This window comes from uncultured Psychroserpens sp., assembly GCF_947494225.1.
GTDB lineage: Bacteria > Bacteroidota > Bacteroidia > Flavobacteriales > Flavobacteriaceae > Psychroserpens.
On record NZ_CANLUG010000006.1, the window covers coordinates 26,422 to 43,518 of the forward strand.

General features: G+C 33.8%; 16 protein-coding genes and 1 tRNA gene. 10 read left to right on the top strand and 7 right to left on the bottom strand.

Annotated features, from left to right (window positions below; all coding sequences use genetic code 11):
* From Q0893_RS13720 to Q0893_RS13740, 5 genes are all read left to right on the top strand, one after another.
* Window positions 1–585, top strand: coding sequence for a DUF2911 domain-containing protein (locus Q0893_RS13720; RefSeq protein ID WP_299276613.1), 585 nt, complete (start codon window positions 1–3; stop codon window positions 583–585).
* A 1-nt stretch (window position 586) separates the two neighbouring features.
* On the top strand, window positions 587–1,297 hold the full coding sequence (locus tag Q0893_RS13725; RefSeq protein ID WP_299276616.1) for a PepSY domain-containing protein: 711 nt from the start codon (window positions 587–589) through the stop codon (window positions 1,295–1,297).
* A 6-nt stretch (window positions 1,298–1,303) separates the two neighbouring features.
* Window positions 1,304–3,076: an efflux RND transporter periplasmic adaptor subunit gene (locus Q0893_RS13730; protein WP_299276619.1), complete on the top strand. Its 1,773-nt coding sequence runs from the start codon at window positions 1,304–1,306 to the stop codon at window positions 3,074–3,076.
* 190 nt (window positions 3,077–3,266) lie between these two features.
* Window positions 3,267–4,091 carry a hypothetical protein gene (locus Q0893_RS13735; protein WP_299276622.1) on the top strand — a complete coding sequence of 275 codons (825 nt, stop codon included), beginning with the start codon at window positions 3,267–3,269 and terminating at the stop codon, window positions 4,089–4,091.
* A 79-nt stretch (window positions 4,092–4,170) separates the two neighbouring features.
* Window positions 4,171–4,611, top strand: a complete 441-nt coding sequence (locus Q0893_RS13740; RefSeq protein WP_299276625.1) for a heavy-metal-associated domain-containing protein — start codon at window positions 4,171–4,173, stop codon at window positions 4,609–4,611.
* Between the two features lie 97 nt (window positions 4,612–4,708).
* Here Q0893_RS13740 and Q0893_RS13745 read toward each other — a convergent pair.
* Window positions 4,709–4,793, bottom strand: a tRNA-Ser gene (locus tag Q0893_RS13745).
* A 178-nt stretch (window positions 4,794–4,971) separates the two neighbouring features.
* On the opposite strand from Q0893_RS13745, the gene Q0893_RS13750 reads away from it, so the two are divergent.
* The 4 genes from Q0893_RS13750 to Q0893_RS13765 all read left to right on the top strand — a co-directional run bounded on the left by Q0893_RS13750 (window position 4,972) and on the right by Q0893_RS13765 (window position 8,996).
* Window positions 4,972–5,601: an NAD(P)H-dependent oxidoreductase gene (locus Q0893_RS13750; protein ID WP_298903048.1), complete on the top strand. Its 630-nt coding sequence runs from the start codon at window positions 4,972–4,974 to the stop codon at window positions 5,599–5,601.
* Between the two features lie 84 nt (window positions 5,602–5,685).
* Entirely contained in the window at window positions 5,686–6,105 is a 420-nt protein-coding gene (locus tag Q0893_RS13755; RefSeq protein ID WP_298903047.1) for a thioredoxin family protein, read from the top strand.
* Window positions 6,106–6,112: 7 nt separating this feature from the next.
* Window positions 6,113–7,312, top strand: coding sequence for a DegT/DnrJ/EryC1/StrS aminotransferase family protein (locus Q0893_RS13760; RefSeq protein WP_299276631.1), 1,200 nt, complete (start codon window positions 6,113–6,115; stop codon window positions 7,310–7,312).
* 121 nt (window positions 7,313–7,433) lie between these two features.
* Window positions 7,434–8,996 carry a family 16 glycosylhydrolase gene (locus Q0893_RS13765; protein WP_299276634.1) on the top strand — a complete coding sequence of 521 codons (1,563 nt, stop codon included), beginning with the start codon at window positions 7,434–7,436 and terminating at the stop codon, window positions 8,994–8,996.
* Here Q0893_RS13765 and ribB read toward each other — a convergent pair.
* Genes ribB through Q0893_RS13785 form a run of 4 tightly spaced genes read right to left on the bottom strand, consistent with a single transcriptional unit; the run spans window position 8,993 to window position 15,646 of the window.
* Window positions 8,993–10,147 carry a 3,4-dihydroxy-2-butanone-4-phosphate synthase gene (gene ribB, locus Q0893_RS13770; protein ID WP_298903042.1) on the bottom strand — a complete coding sequence of 385 codons (1,155 nt, stop codon included), beginning with the start codon at window positions 10,145–10,147 and terminating at the stop codon, window positions 8,993–8,995. The genes Q0893_RS13765 and ribB overlap by 4 nt on opposite strands.
* A gap of 41 nt (window positions 10,148–10,188) precedes the next feature.
* Complete coding sequence (locus Q0893_RS13775; protein WP_299276639.1) at window positions 10,189–12,546, bottom strand: LptF/LptG family permease; 2,358 nt, start codon at window positions 12,544–12,546, stop codon at window positions 10,189–10,191.
* Between the two features lie 15 nt (window positions 12,547–12,561).
* The gene (locus Q0893_RS13780) at window positions 12,562–13,203 is read right to left on the bottom strand and encodes an outer membrane lipoprotein carrier protein LolA (protein WP_298903038.1); all 642 of its coding nucleotides are present in this window, start codon (window positions 13,201–13,203) and stop codon (window positions 12,562–12,564) included.
* A 40-nt stretch (window positions 13,204–13,243) separates the two neighbouring features.
* Window positions 13,244–15,646 carry a DNA translocase FtsK gene (locus Q0893_RS13785; RefSeq protein WP_299276644.1) on the bottom strand — a complete coding sequence of 801 codons (2,403 nt, stop codon included), beginning with the start codon at window positions 15,644–15,646 and terminating at the stop codon, window positions 13,244–13,246.
* A 119-nt stretch (window positions 15,647–15,765) separates the two neighbouring features.
* Here Q0893_RS13785 and Q0893_RS13790 point away from each other — a divergent pair, with 119 nt between their 5' ends.
* The gene (locus tag Q0893_RS13790) at window positions 15,766–16,218 is read left to right on the top strand and encodes a hypothetical protein (protein WP_298903036.1); all 453 of its coding nucleotides are present in this window, start codon (window positions 15,766–15,768) and stop codon (window positions 16,216–16,218) included.
* Here Q0893_RS13790 and Q0893_RS13795 read toward each other — a convergent pair.
* Together Q0893_RS13795 and tpx are read right to left on the bottom strand one after the other, a co-directional pair.
* Window positions 16,215–16,583 (bottom strand): diacylglycerol kinase, encoded by a 369-nt coding sequence (locus tag Q0893_RS13795; RefSeq protein WP_298903034.1) that lies wholly within the window; start codon window positions 16,581–16,583, stop codon window positions 16,215–16,217. The two genes, Q0893_RS13790 and Q0893_RS13795, sit on opposite strands and share 4 nt — an antisense overlap.
* Window positions 16,583–17,083, bottom strand: coding sequence for a thiol peroxidase (tpx, locus tag Q0893_RS13800; protein WP_298903032.1), 501 nt, complete (start codon window positions 17,081–17,083; stop codon window positions 16,583–16,585). The genes Q0893_RS13795 and tpx overlap by 1 nt, the downstream gene beginning before the upstream one ends.
* Window positions 17,084–17,097: the final 14 nt, after the last annotated feature.

The following is a 17,097-nucleotide window of genomic DNA, read 5'->3' on the forward strand; positions in this document are numbered from 1 at the left end:
ATGAAAAAAATACTACAAATATCCGTGATAATTACACTTCTTTTCGCCTGTAAAAACGAATCCAAAAAAAAGATAAAAGATGAGCATCAACACCACAAAGTTGAAAAGAAAGAAACACCAAAGAAGAAACCATTAAGCCCACATACATCTACAATGGCAATGATTGGAGATGCACATATTCATATAGACTATTCATCGCCAGGAGTTAGAGGACGAATCATCTTTGGTGGATTAGTTGGTTATGATAATGTCTGGCAGGCTGGAGCACATATGGCAACGTGGATTGAAACCAATAAAGATTTAATTATAAATGGTGAGGTGCTTCCAAAAGGAAAATATGGGTTTTTCACGATTCCTTCAAAAGAGGATTGGACTATAATGATTAATAAAAACTGGAATCAACACGGTAAAGACGATTATAATGTAAATGATGATGTGATACGATTTAAAGTGACACCAAGTATTTCAGACAAAATTACAGAGCATTTAGAATATAAAGTAAATAAGATTAGTGAAACAGAGGGAAGTATTTCTCTTGCTTGGGAAAAGGTGACAATTAGCTTTCCATTCAAAATAAATCAATAAAATGGTAAACAGGCATACAGCATTAAAAATTAGAAAAACCCATAGATATTTAGGCTTGTTTTTGGGTATTCAATTTTTGTTTTGGACAATTAGTGGATTGTATTTCAGTTGGACAAATATCGATGATATTCACGGCGACCATTTCAAGAGTTTAGATTATCAACCACAAGCTTTCAATAATTTAATTAGTCCATCACAACTCAATGTTACTAATGGCATCAATACTATTGAATTGAGAGACATTAACAATACACCTTACTATTGGGTAAATAAAAAACAATTATACAGTGCTATTGATGGAAGTCCAAAGAATAGCATCACAAAAGATGAAGCACTTTATATAGCAAAAAACTATATGAAAAGCGATTTGGTAGTTGAAAATGTAGAGCAAATTAATGAGACTGGAAAGCACCACGAGTATAGAGAAAAGTTATTGCCAGCTTATGTGATTTCTTATAAATCTGACGAAGCATTAAGAGCTTATGTGTCCGTAAAAGATGGAAAATTTCAAACTGTAAGACATCGTAGTTGGCGTTGGTTCGATTTTTTATGGATGACGCACACAATGGATTATGAAGGTAGAGATAACTTTAATACATTAGTTTTAAGAGCATTCTCGTTGTTAGGCTTAATAACGGTTTTGAGTGGCTTTTTACTATGGTACACATCGTCACCATCAATCAGAAAAATATTAAAAAAGAAGAAAAAATAATTAGTGATGAAAAAATATATCATTTATATAGGAATATTAGCTGTAGGGCTACTTTTAGGGTGGATACTTTTTGGTAACTCATCAAATAAAGAAACAGAGCACAATCATACGGAAACAATAGAAACCAATCAAATGTGGACCTGCTCAATGCATCCACAAATCATGCAACCAGAACCAGGTGATTGTCCCATCTGTGGAATGGACTTAATTCCCGCCGAAAGTAGCGCAGATGGTTTATTAGCAGACCAATTCAGGTTAACAGAAAATGCGATGGCATTGGCCAATATTCAAACAACTGTTGTTGGCAAAGGAAATGTTGGTGACAACACGATTAAATTATCGGGTAAAATTGCTGAAAATGAAGAAGCAAACGCAGTACAAGTCAGTTACTTCTCGGGTAGAATAGAAAGATTGAATGTCAGTTTTACAGGCGAAGAAGTTCGTAAAGGTCAATTATTAGCAACCATTTACTCGCCAGAATTGTATGCAGCACAACAAGAGTTAATTACAGCAGCATCTTTAAAGGAATCGCAGCCCGCATTATACAAAGCGGTTCGCAATAAATTGAAATTATGGAAGCTCTCTGACAATCAAATCAATCAGATTGAAGAAACAAAAAAAGTGAAAGAAAACCTTCCAGTATATGCAACCGTTTCAGGTACAGTTACGGAAAAATTAGTAGAACAAGGCGACTACATCAAACAAGGTCAACCATTGCTTAAAATTGCAAATCTTAATACAGTTTGGGCAAACTTTGATGTCTATGAAAATCAAATTAATTTATTTAAAAAGGAACAAGAAGTTTTAGTGACTACAAACGCTTATGCTAATAAGGAGTTTAAAGGGGAAGTAGATTTTATTGACCCAATTTTAAATACCAAAACAAGAACGGTAACCTTACGTGTGGTACTTATTAATAAAAGCGATGTATTTAAACCAGGAATGTTTGTAACAGCAAATATTGAGCGAGTTGCAAGTAGTAATAATGAGGTAATAACAATTCCAGCATCTGCTGTACTTTGGACAGGTGAGCGTTCTGTTGTCTATTTAAAAACCAATCCAGACCAAACTATTTTTGAAATGCGTGAAGTTGTTTTAGGCAACCAAATTGGTAATGAATATGAAGTTTTAGAAGGATTGTTTGTTGGCAATGAAATCGTAACTAATGGAACATTTACGGTTGATGCAGCAGCTCAATTACAAGGCAAAAAATCAATGATGAATAGGGAAGGTGATAAAGCAATGACAGGTCACGAAGGACATTTAGGAGTGGATAATAATGCATCAGAAAAAGAAAGTGACCATACTAATATGAACGAAAGATTGACAGTGTCAGAGAAATTTCAAGAACAATTAAAAGTTGTTTACAATGATTATATCAATTTAAAAGATGCTTTAGTTAAAGAAGATTCAAAAAACACTTCAGTTAATGCAACAAGTTTTTTAAACAATTTAAGTAAAGTGGATATGAAATTATTATCAGAGAATAATGCTCATATACATTGGATGTCATTAGTAAAAGAAATACAATCTTCGGCAACATCTATTTCTAAAACGTCAGATATAAAAGAACAAAGGGATCATTTCAAACATCTATCATCACACCTAGTAAATGCTGTGCAACTTTTCGGTGTTAAGGAAAAAGTGTATGTAGAATATTGTCCAATGGCAGATAATAATAACGGTGCATATTGGCTAAGCAAAGAGGAAAAAGTGTTAAATCCATACTTTGGAAAAGCTATGTTGAATTGTGGCAGTGTAAAAGAAGTTATTGAGTAAATACGATTAAAATTAGCGAGTTAACAAACAAATAAATATCATGAAAACAATAAATTTATTATGGGGATTTATAAGAGGGAAAGCAAGATTGTTATATAAATTATTATTGACCAATTCTTCAGTAGCCAGAAGGTTGCTTAGAAAAGATAATGTTGCAGGTAGTAGTAGTTTATACTGCTATAGAATTTGGATGAAACATCTAAAGAATTGGTCTAGACTTAGCAACGAAACACCAAAATTTGTTGTAGAAATTGGACCAGGAGATTCTTTAGGTGTAGGGTTAGCAGCATTAATATCTGGCTCACATAAGTATTATGCATTAGAGAAAACTCAATTTTGGAATATAGAAACTAACATTAGGGTTTTTGATGAATTGGTGATTTTTTTTAAAAATAGAGATAAGACTCAGGCAATTCAGATAAATGAAGACGAAAACAACGATTTGATGCAAATGGATTTTCCTTCGAATATTCTAACCGAAGAATATTTGTCAGAGTGTTTAACAGAGGAAAGACTTAATGCGATTCGCATGGAATTATTAGACCCTGAAAACTTGAACAATATATATATTCATTCTATAATCCCTTGGAATAGTAGAGATATTATTGAAAACAATACAATAGATTATATTTTTTCTCATACTGTTTTGCAGCATTTGCACGATTTACCTTATGATTACAAAACTATGAACCTGTGGTTAAAAAGTGGTGGTTGTATGTCGCATACCATTGATTTGACATGTTTGAATAGAACTAAATTATGGAATGGACATTGGACACTCAGTAAATTGGAATGGAAAATAATTACTGGTGGAGTGAACTTAATAAATCGAGAACCCTTGTCCACGCATTTACAGCTATTAGAAGCAAATGATTTTGAAATCAAATACCAAAAATCAGTTCTAAGTGACAATATGCTTAAGGTAGAAGATTTGTCTGATGAATTTAAACATTTAGATATCAAAGATTTAACTACAAGTGGATATTACTATTTTGCTCAGTTGAGAAACAAATAAGAGTAATTAATCGTGTATGAATGATGTAACACTTACCTATGAAGAATTAAACTCAATATATTAATTAAATTTTAAAACAATGAAGAAAGTAATTTTAAGTGTAGCTATAGTAGCAGCATTAGGTTTAACAAGTTGTAAAAACGATACCAAAAAAGAAACTGAATCATCAATTACTGAAATGTCCAAAGAAATGGCAATGACAGACCTATCTTTTGGCGTAAGAGGTAACTGTGGAATGTGTAAAAGTACCATTGAAAAAGCTGCAAACGGTGTAAATGGTGTTGCAAGTGCTAATTGGGATGTTGATAAAAAGAAAATTGATGTCTCTTTTGATGATACCAAAACAGATGCAATGTCAATTCATAAGGCAATAGCGGCATCAGGCTATGATACAGAAAAAGTTGTTGGTGATTTAGAAGCTTATGATGGTTTACCAGGTTGTTGTAAATATGATCACGAAATGGCAATGAACCAAACTGGTGATGAGAAAGATAATGACCATTCTAATCATGACCATTAATCTTTAGTGACTATTGATTAAATCGATTGTATTGTCAACAATACTGTCAACTCAAAAAGCAAAACCCTTGTAAATTTTACATTTACAAGGGTTTTCGCGGAGAAAGAGGGATTCGAACCCCCGGAGGTGTGACCCTCAACAGTTTTCAAGACTGCCGCATTCGACCACTCTGCCATTTCTCCTGAGTGCCTCATTGGGTATTTCCCAAATGCGAGTGCAAATATAGAACCCTTTTTTATTTCTTTCAAATAAAAAATGCCTTTTTTTAAAGTTATTAATGTAACTATTGATATATTTTATTGAACAAAGGCTGTTTAATGATTCTTCTCGTCTTATTTTTGCAGTAAATATTAAAACGAAATGACAACCATAGATAAATTAAAATGGCGTTATGCCACAAAGAAGTTTGATGCAACGAAGCAGCTTACTGAAGAGAAACTTAATATTCTCAAAGAAGCTTTTAATTTAACAGCCACATCGTATGGTTTACAGACCATTAGTTTGCTTGTGGTTGAAGATAAGGCGATTAGAGCAGATTTGGTGGCTCATGCTTATAATCAAAAGCAGGTTGTTGATGCTTCTCATTTATTAGTGATTTGTATTCAGGATAATATTACAGCAGAGGATGTAGATGAGCATTTTGACAATGTGAAGTCTATAAGATCAACTCCAGAAACCATTTTGGAGCCTTATCGTAAAGATTTAAAACACATGATAACTGGAATGACCTTAGAAGAACGTCAGGAATGGTCATCAAAACAAGCGTATATAGCGTTAGGGAATCTTATGACGGTTTGCGCGATGGAGAACATAGATTCTTGTCCAATGGAAGGTTTTAGTCCAATAGAATATGACAAAGTTTTAAACTTGAAAGAGCGAAACCTTAAATCTGTTTTACTTTTACCAGTAGGTTATAGGGCTAATGATGATAGCTTCGCAGTTTTTAAAAAAGTTAGGAAACAAGTTGATAAAGCTGTTATAGAAATGTAATTAAAACCTTTCAATGTGTTTTTGATTATGTTATATTTGTTTCAACCTTAATTGCGATTGGAGTCGCATGTATTAAAAATTGCTATGAAAAAAATACTATTTATCTTACTATTCGCTTTCACAGTTCAAGTGTTTGCTCAGGATCAATCTAATTGGATTACGGATAATACCGTTGCTTTAAAACAAGCAGAAACTCAAAACAAACCTATTTTAGTTTTTGTAACTAATAATCAAAAGACAGAGGCTTCCGAAGAATTGAAGACTAACTTTTTTAATGCTGATACCTTCAAAAAATTTGCTGCAAAGTCTATTTTGCTGAAATTAGATGTTTCAGATAAAAATTCTACAAATGCACGTTTAGGGATTCATTATACGAAACAGTATGGAGCACCAGGAGTGGCATTAATTAATAGCAAAGGAAAAGCGATTATAGATCCACTTGCCTCAAACTTTTCTACAGAAAAAGTGATGAAGTTTTTAGCCTTGTGGAACGAAACTTTATAATTAGCTAATGCCTGGATTTGAATTATTTGGTGACCTCGAGCGCAAAGAGGTCAATGACGTGTTAGATAATGGTGTGCTTATGCGCTATGGTTTTGATGGTATGCGAAATGGTCATTGGAAAGCCAAAGCACTAGAGGCCGAACTCACAAAAACTTTTGAAACTAAGCATGTTCAGTTAGTATCTAGCGGAACTGCAGCAGTTTCTGTCGCTCTTGCATCTGCTGGAGTTGGAGCAGGAGATGAGGTTATTATGCCAACATTTACATTTGTTGCGAGCTTTGAAGCTATAATGATGCTTGGCGCTATTCCTGTCTTAGTCGATATAGACGATACGCTTGCTATAGATCCAAAAGCAGTTGAAGCTGCCATTACACCAAAAACAAAAGCCGTTATGATGGTGCAAATGTGTGGTAGTATGGGCGATTTAAATACAGTCCAATCTATCTGCGAAAAGCACGATCTTATCTTTGTAGAAGATGCTTGTCAGGCTATTGGCGGAACTTATGATGGTAAACCTTTAGGAAGTATTGGAGACCTAGGTTGTTTTTCGTTCGATTTTGTAAAAACAATTACCTGCGGAGAAGGCGGAGCTGTGATCACTAATAATTCAGATTATTATCTCAATGCAGATCATTACAGTGACCATGGGCATGATCATGAAGGAAATGATCGCGGCGCAGAGACACATCCTTTTTTAGGCTATAACTTTAGAATTTCAGAATTGAATGCAGCCGTTGGTTTGGCACAGGTAAAACGCTTACCTGAATTTATAGGTATTCAAAAAAAACATTATACCATTATTCGTAATGCTATATCCCAAATTCCTGAGGTGACGTTTAGAACCGTTCCGGCTGGAGGAGAGGAAAGTTATGCGTTTTTAAATTTCTTTCTACCAGATTTAGAGATCGCAAGGAAAGTATCCAAAGGGTTTAAGGATAATGGCATTGATGTATGTTTCCATTATTATGATAACAACTGGCATTATATCAGAAAATGGGAGCATCTTAAAAATAAAAAGTCACTATTTCCTTTATCTGCGGAAATAAAGCAAGGCCTTGAAAACTTAAAGCACCAAACATTTGAGCAGTCTGATTATTTTATAGGTCGAAATATCTCATGTTTGATAAAAATGTCTTGGACAGAAAATGAAGTCGCTAAACGAGCAGAAAACATGGTGTCTATAATTAAGGACGCACTCAAGTCATAGTTACTGGCGAATTACATTTTTATCTTATTTAACATATTCATAGGGCTTTGTAGTGCTTTTGTATAGGTTAAATATTAGTCTGCGGTAACAACATTTTATAAATTTCGGAAAATCTTAATTTATGAAGTTTTATTACCTTATTTGCTGTTCGCTTTTATGTATGTCTCAGTTGGCGTTTTCGCAACAATTACCTCTTGATTTTTCAGATTCAAATGATAATTTTATAGCTTTCGGTAACAGTGGTTATGCTTTTAGTGTAAATCCGCAAGATGGTAATGATGCCGTTGGGCAATTTTTTAATGATGGTTCAGAACTTTCTCAAGGATTCTATTTGGACTTAGTTCAACCTATAAATTTGGATACGAATCAATCCATTACCTTATCCTTTTATTCGTTTGATCCTAACCAACATAACATCCTCTTAAAATTAGAAAATGGCATGCAACCAGATGTTCAGGTTAAAGAGATCTTTGGTGTGCCATCGCCATCAAACTGGATAACTGTTACGTTCGATTTTTCGAATGCGCAATACAGCTCAGATGGTACAGCGGTTAATGCAACAGGTTCTTATAATAGACTAACACTATTCATTGATGAAGGTACGTTAACACCAGGAACTTATTTAATAGATGATATTGATGATGGTACCGAACCAGGAGATCCTAATGCTTTGGATGTTATTTATGAAGACTTAGTTTGGGCAGATGAATTTGATATTGATGGAGCAATAGACGCTAGTAAATGGTTTCATCAAACACAACTGCCAGCAGGAGGGAGTTGGTTTAACGGAGAAGAGCAGCATTATACGAACCGAATAGAAAATTCATTTGTAAGTAATGGGTTTTTAAATATTGTAGCGATTAAAGAAAATTTCTCCGATCAAGGCGAAACAAAAGCCTATACTTCTGCACGACTTAATTCTAAATTTGCCTTTACTTACGGACGTATTGATGTTAGAGCAAAATTACCCTTAGGTGATGGAACTTGGCCTGCAATATGGACACTTGGAAAGAATATCAATGAAGATGGAGCCTATTGGGATAATCAATATGGTAATGTGACCTGGCCAGCATGTGGCGAAATTGATATTATGGAGCATGGTTTAGGCGCTGTAAATCATGTGTCGAGCGCATTACATACACCTTGTGCTGGATGTTTTGGTAATACGATGAATACAAACTCTATGGCCATTAGTGATGTTGCAAATAATTTTCATCTTTATTCTGTGAATTGGTCGCCAAACCAAATCACATTTTTAATTGATAATGTAGCCTACTATACTTACAATCCAGCTATAAAAGATGATACGACTTGGCCTTTTTATGAAGACCAATACATGTTATTAAATATTGCTATGGGAGGTATTGCAGGAAGTATTGATCCAAATTTCACTCAAAGCAGTATGGTTATTGATTATGTTAGAGTCTATCAGAATAATTTGAGCGTTAGCGACGCATTAGCTCAAGAATTCGTTGTGTCTCCAAATCCTGCCTCAGATTATATTAACATCACTTCAAATACCAAAATAGATGCGGTTGAAATGTATGATGCTCTAGGGAAATTAATTTTTAAGAAAAAGGGAGACATAAAACAGTGTCCTATTTCCCACGTTGAATCCGGAGTATATATATTAAAAATTTATGCAGGAAAGCGTATGACTTCAAAAAAGATAATTGTCAATTAATACGACACATAATCCACAATTTCCAACCCATAACCAATCATTCCAACACGTTTAGTTTGTTGTGTATTTGAAATAAGTTTAAGTTTATGGATATTTAAATCATGCAATATTTGTGCGCCAATGCCAAAGTCTTTAGCATCCATTTCTATTCTTGGAGCTTTAACAATTTTACCGTCAACCTGTGTGTCTTTTAAGATGCTGAGACGTTTTAAAAGATTCATAGACTGCGATTGCTGGTTGATAAAAATAATAGCACCTTTACCTTCAGTATTAATCACTTTAAACATGTCGTCTAACTTCTCATCTGCGTTGTTGGTCAATGTTCCTAGAATGTCATTGTTAACTAGCGTTGCATTTACTCGCGTAAGCACTGGATCATCTTTTGTCCAAGTTCCTTTTGTTAAAGCAATATGAATTTGATCGTTAGTAGTTTGTTGGTAAGCTCGTAATCTAAACTTGCCAAAACGTGTTTCAATATTAAAGTCTTCTTTTTTAACAATGAGAGAATCATGTTCCATACGATAGGCTACTAAATCCTCGATAGAAATTAATTTTAAATCGAATTTCTTGGCAACATCTATTAATTGAGGAAGTCTTGCCATCGTACCATCTTCATTTAAAATTTCAACTAAAATACCTGCAGGTTGAAATCCCGCAAGACGAGCTAAATCAACAGCGGCTTCGGTATGCCCAGTACGTCTTAATACGCCTCCGTTTTTAGCTTTCAAAGGAAAAATATGCCCTGGTCTACCTAAATCATGTGGTTTAGTGGTATCATCTACTAAAGCCTTTATGGTTTTTGCTCTATCCTGAACAGAAATACCAGTTGTACAGCCATGACCAATAAGATCAACCGATACAGTAAACTGCGTATGATGTAATACTGTATTATTTTGTACCATCATTGTGAGATCCAATTTTTCACAACGATCTTCTGTTAAAGGCGCACAAATTAGCCCACGACCATGCATTGCCATAAAGTTGATCATTTCAGGCGTTACGGCTTCCGCGGCAGCTATAAAATCTCCCTCATTTTCTCTGTTTTCGTCATCAACAACAATAATCACCTTTCCTTTCTTAATATCTTGGATAGCTTCTTCAATGGTGTTTAATTGAATGTTTGTTGTACGTTGTGCAGTATTGGTAGTCATTATATTCTGTTTATGAAATGCAAAGATATGGCTTATTTTTTCTATGCTGAAAAGTCTTTGGCGATTTTATTCCGTCTTAAAACATAGACATAAGGATATGCTATGAAACTAATTATCGTCCACTGCATATTTTGAGAATTATCTAAGTGATGCCCTTCATGGTATAGCCTATTAAAACTTAGGCTTGAAGCAATGGCGTAGATTATAAATAAAAGTGTCGAAATCATGAATAACTCTAACGCAGCTGTAGTTACAGCAGACAAATCACTTGATTTAAATCCGAAATAGGTTAGAAGTAAAACCAGTGCAACACAGAAGAAAATTAAAGCAAATCGCGAATATGTATCATAGTCCTTGCGTTTAGATATACTGTGTTGGTGGCTATTAGCCACATTATGTTTAGAGGTGTTTGTGCTTTCTTTTACCGTATTGACTTTAAGGTCTTCATTTATTTTTTTCTTCTGAAGAAAGTAAAAAAGTGTATATAATGGTAAACCTAAAAATAAGAACATTACAGCGTTCGAAATACTCTTTTTGCCAAGCTGTTTGTTTAGGTTAGAATAGTCTATAAACGATTTTATTAAAGCAAACAAATAAAATATTCCAACGATAATACCTGTAACAAGAATTGCCTGCCCTATAACAGGATATCCGTTATTTCTTAGTATGGCTCCAGGGAGCGTTAGAACAAGTGCAATTAAATAAAGAACAAATGCAAGTTTAGAGTTTTCCTCATAAGAATATTTAAGTCTTAAAGATTCTTCATAACTGTGATCGGTTAGGTTGCCACCAAATTTTAATTCTTGTTCTGTAATACCTCTAGAGTTTAAAATTTCTAGTGATGAGTTTTTATATTCAATACCATAGTCATATTGACGATAATGCTTTACAACGTCTATAAGTTTTTTATCATCAAGGGCGCTTAATGTTGTATACGCCTCAGAACCAGTATCTAAAAGAGCGGTATTATAGGTAAGTGTTTTTCGCTTAATACCAAAGAGTTTCTTTAACTGTTCTAGAATGCCTTCAGATTCAAATAACGGTCTGTCTTTTGTTGCTCTATTGGTGAGATATATGCTTAAAGGGAACATAATTGCAGTAGATAACCAAGTAGCCAATACAGGATTTAATGAATCATCTAATGAACTATTACGTGCAAAAATTCCGATAAAGTGATAGGTTAAAAACAACAAAATAGCAACAACTAAAGGTAAACCAATACCGCCTTTTCTAATTAAAGCGCCTAACGGGGCTCCAACGAAAAACAAAATGATACAGGCTAATCCAAGAACATATTTCTCATGAAGTGATTGTACATGCTTATTACGCCACTTGGTATTTATTAAGAAATTTTGCTTGTTGGTATCTATAATTTGCTTGGTACTATTAATGGTGTTTTTCGATAAATTGAGTATTTGATTTTTGGTCTTATCACTAAACAAACTTAAAATATCTCCACTAAAAATAGAATCTTTTTTAGGTGACATATTGTTGTTTAATGTAGGTATTGATGTTCTGTTATAGAGCGCATTTGCGAAGTTTTTTCGCGTTTCGTCTCTTTTGTCATAAAGGCTATCAATGGTATGGTTTAGTTCGGCAACGTCAAGCATGTTATATCTACTTTCGTAGCTCTTGTCATTAATATCAACATCATTTAAGCCTTCTAAATCTACATTTATTGTATACTCTTCAAAATAACTTTTTGCGTGAGGTCTTTTTTGAGATTGCCTTGGATTCCTTGTGAAAATCTCTTCGTAATAATTTCCATTATATAGAACCAGTTGTAAAATATTTGAACCTTCACTGCTTCTAAGCTCTCCGCTTTCAGAAACGATAACGGTTTTGTTTTTTCCGTTTTTATTTTTCTTATGTATAACGACATTTGTTAAAAACTGGTCGTTATCACCACTTTTATCCTGAACTTTGATATTATAATTTCCGATGTCATTAAACTGTCCTTTAGTAATGGCTAACGCTGGTTTTACCTGAGCGATGTTCTTTCTAAGATTATATACTCTATAATTGGCCCATGGAATAACATTATTAGAGAAAATAAAGGTTGTAACACCTAGAAGCACTATAAAGATGCTTAAACTTCGCATAGCACGCTGCAAGGAGATGCCAGTAGATTTCATAGCCGCAAACTCATAATTTTCTGCAAACTGCCCAAAAACCATTATAGATACCAATAAAATGGTAAGTGGTAAAATTAACGGAATAAGCGTTGGCGTAATGTAGAGTAGGAGCTTAAGAATAATAAAAGTGTCAAGATCCTTACCTGCTAAATCTCCAATATATAACCAGATAGCCTGTAAAACAAAAATGAACATGAGTATAATAAACACGCTCAAAAATGTCTTTAGGTATGTCGTTAGTATATACCTATCTAGTATTTTCATAAGTGGATGGTTAACCTAATCTAGCTTATTGATATAATAATCTTTGTACTTGGTTTTGTCAAAAGTAAATAAGGTTTTCGAAATCGGTTCGTTCGTTTTAAAAGAATTAACAGTTAAAGTGGTTTTTGTTCCATTTTTCCCAATTTCAATAAGTCTGTAAATATGCTTTGTTTTAGCATCGATACCTAAGAATACATCTTTTATTTCAGAATTAGTATCAATAGGATTTAGTTTTACAAACTGTATTTTTCTTCCGTTCACGTCTTGAATTATATCCATGGCGTAGGTATATCCGTCTTTATAAAAAGACATCATCTTACTTGGTGTTATAGTGTTTTCGTCTTCTGAATTATCTGAAGAAATCGTTACTTCTTCATCTTCTGGACTTATAGTATATAAATTTTTGCCATCAAATAAACGTGTTACACCAAGTATGTTTAACAAGTACTTTTCGCCTTGCATAGCAACATCACCTCGCGTTTCTTGTTTGATGTTTTCACTCGTGTTTTCTAAAACGTATTTAAAATCAATTGAAATATTCTCGTATGTATTTACTTTGTTGTAGACTTCATTGAGTAAGGCTTCTGCTTTTTTTGAATCTTGGGAAAATCCAAAAGCTCCAATTAAAAATGCTAATACTACAATTATCTGTTTCATGGTCTCTATTATTTTTTTTCGCTTTCGCGGAATATTATATTTAAGTTTCGTTTGATAATAATTCGTCTAGGGCCACTAAATCAGGAACTAAAACCTGTCTGGCTTTGCTTCCTTCAAAACCACCAACAATTCCGGCAGCTTCAAGTTGGTCTATTAATCGTCCAGCTCTATTATAACCTAATTTTAGTTTTCGTTGTAATAAAGAGGCAGAACCTTGTTGTGCTGTTACAATAATTTCGGCCGCTTCTCTAAACAACTTATCTCTATCCTCAATGTTATTATCAAGACTTGTGCCACTTTCTTCACCAACGTATTCAGGAAGTAAATGGGCTTCAGGATAAGCCTTTTGACCACCAATAAATTCGGTTACTCTTTCAACTTCGGGTGTGTCAACAAAAGCACATTGTATTCTTGTAATATCATTTCCAGAAGTGTATAACATATCACCACGACCAATTAATTGATCTGCGCCAGAACCATCTAAAATAGTACGTGAGTCAATTTTTGATGTTACTCTAAAAGCAATACGCGCTGGGAAATTAGCTTTAATAATACCAGTAATAACATTTACAGAAGGACGTTGGGTTGCTATAATTAAATGAATCCCAATAGCACGTGCAAGTTGCGCCAAGCGAGCAATTGGTGTTTCTACTTCTTTTCCAGCTGTCATAATTAAATCTGCAAACTCATCAACAACTAATACTATATATGGTAAGAATTGATGACCATCATTTGGATTCAATTTACGAGCTTTAAACTTCGTATTATATTCTTTGATGTTACGACACATTGCATTTTTAAGCATCTCGTAACGGTTGTCCATTTCAATACAAAGCGAATTTAAGGTGTTAATAACCTTTGTATTATCTGTAATAATCGCATCTTCACTGTCTGGTAATTTAGCCAAATAGTGACGTTCAATTTTGTTAAATAATGTAAGTTCTACTTTTTTAGGATCTACTAAAACAAATTTTACTTCGGCAGGATGTTTTTTATAAAGCAAGGATGTTAGAACTGCGTTTAAACCAACCGACTTACCTTGCCCTGTGGCACCAGCCATTAGCATATGTGGCATTCTGGCTAAATCTACAACAAAGGTTTCGTTGCTAATTGTTTTTCCAAAAGCGATAGGCAATTCCATTTCAGATTTTTGAAATTTTTGAGAAGCAATCACAGAACGCATCGATACGATCGTTGCATTTTTATTTGGAACTTCTATTCCAATGGTTCCTTTTCCAGGTATAGGAGCAATAATTCTAATTCCTAATGCCGAAAGAGATAACGCAATGTCATCTTCCAAGTTCTTGATTTTTGAAATCCGAACACCAGCTTCAGGAACAATTTCATATAATGTTACTGTAGGTCCAATCGTGGCCTTAATACTTGCAATACCAATTTTATAGTTGCTAAGTGTTTCTACAATACGGTTTTTGTTTTCTTCTAACTCGTCTTGATTGATAGTAATCCCTTCGGTATCGTATTTTTTTAATAAGTCTAATGGAGGAAACTGAAACTTGCTGAGTTCTAATGTTGGATCGAACTGACCAAAATCCTCAACGAGTTTATCTGAAAGATTGTCGGTTTCAGATACTTCCTCTTCAACAGCTTCTATTTGAATGTCGAGTTCAGACTCTTGTTTAATGGCCGCCTTAGTTTCAACTTTTAATTGAGGTTCAAGTTCTTTCTTTAAATCAGATTCTGGTTTTACAGCTTCTTCCTTTGGTTTAGACTCTTCGATATTGAGTTCAAAGGCAGATTTAATATCTTCAGCTTCAGCAGATAAGTCATTGTCTACTGTGAAATTATGGTCTTCATCTACGGTATTAATTTCATTTTTAATATCACTCTTTGCACGTTTAAATAGTTTCACAAACGATTCGCCATTAACGCCAAACCGAATGGCTAAATACGAGATAAGAACAAAAACGAGTAGTAAAACAGTACCTATTTTGCCTATGTAATCTTGAAAAAAAGAATTCATTTCAAAACCAATTGTACCACCTAGAGAATCATATTTATGTGAGAAAAAACCAAAAAAGATAGACAGCCAAATAACAATGAGTGTTCCCCATATCCAATGACGTCGTAAGCGTGCTTTATTAATATCTAAGGTGATATAAATACCCGATAAAAAAAACAGTCCAGAAAATATAAATGAAGCGATACCAAACCCTTTATTAATAAATAAATCGCTTGCCCATGCCCCAAGTTTATTTAACCAATTTTTTGCTTCAACATTGCGGGAGGTAATTTCTGTAAGTGTACTTTGATCTGCTTTTCCAGTGAAGAAAAAAGACAAAAAAGCAATAAACATTAAAACCCCAAGAATAATTAATAAGCTACCAAAAATCAATTTCTGCTGACTTGATAATTTAAAGTTTGGTTTTTTTAATTTAGGTACGGTCTTAGTTTTTCTTTTAGTCTTGGTTTTTTTCTTGGCCATTAAAGGGTAATTAATATAAAACAAAAATACAAATAACTAACGTTAATCCTAGAGAGATGTTTTAAATTTGACGCAACCTTTTATAGATTTTTGCATCTAGTAAGTATATCGATCAAATTATGAGAAAATTTATAGTTGTTATTTTATCGTTTGTTTTAGTTAGTTCTTGCTCAGATGATGACCAGTGCTCACCAGTAGTTCTTGATATTACTAGCCTAGAAAATGAATATGGGTGTATTAATACACCATATCAAATGGATATTGATTTAACAGAAGAGTTCATTATTATTAGGTCTCAAGAGGTTTTTGACGACTTAGTTACTGGAAACTGCATGCCTCAAATTGATTTTACAGCTTATGATTTACTTATTGGTAAAAAGGGGCTTACAAATGGATTTGACAGTATTGTTTATGATGGTCTTGTGAAGAATTGTGAAAACGGACAACTCTCTTTAGCCGTAACGTTCACTTTAAATGCAACGGCTGAAGCTCCAAATGTTACTTATCATGCATTAGTACCTAAGTTAGGTGTCAATGATATTATTAATGTCAGTCTTGTAACGATAAATTAGAAAATTTTCGGGATATAAATGACTAAAGCGGCAATAGCAGCCGAAACAGCAGCTATAAATACAGCTCCTGCTGCAATGTCCTTAATTTTTCCAATAGTTTCATGCCTGTCTGGATGAATAAAGTCGGCTATATATTCGATAGCAGTGTTAATACCTTCAAGACTCATAACTAATCCTATAAAGGCAATTTGAAAGAGCCATTCGGTTTTTGAAATGTCATAGTAGAATCCAGCGATAGTAACAGCGATAGCGCAAAAAACTTGGATTTTTATACTTGCTTCGGTACGAACTAAATACACAGCACCTTTAAAGGCATATCCAACACTTTTAACTCTATTTACTAAAAAGGATTCTTTTTTCGACATTACTTTAAAGATTCTAAAGCGGCCTCATAGTTTGGCTCATCGGCAATTTCTGGAACTTGCTCTGTATAGATTATTTTTCCTTCAGAATTAACAACAATAACACATCTTGATAATAAGGAAGCAAACGCTCCATCTGTAAAATCTAATCCATAAGATTTTCCAAAATCACCAGTTCTAAAATCTGATAAACTCACTACATTATCTAAGCCCTCGGCACCGCAAAAACGAGCCATAGCAAAAGGTAAATCTTTAGAAACACAAAGTACTTTAGTGTTTTCTAGATTGCTAGCCTCTTTATTAAAGGCTCTAATAGATTGAGCACAAGTACCTGTATCTACGCTTGGGAAAATATTTAGCACCAGATTATGATTCGCATAATCGCTCAAGGATTTTGAAGATAAATCTGTTGCTGTTAATTTAAAATCTGGAGCTAATGATCCAATTGCAGGTAAAGTTCCCGATGTATGTACTGTATTTCCGCCTAATGTAACTGTAGCCATAATGTTGTTGTTTT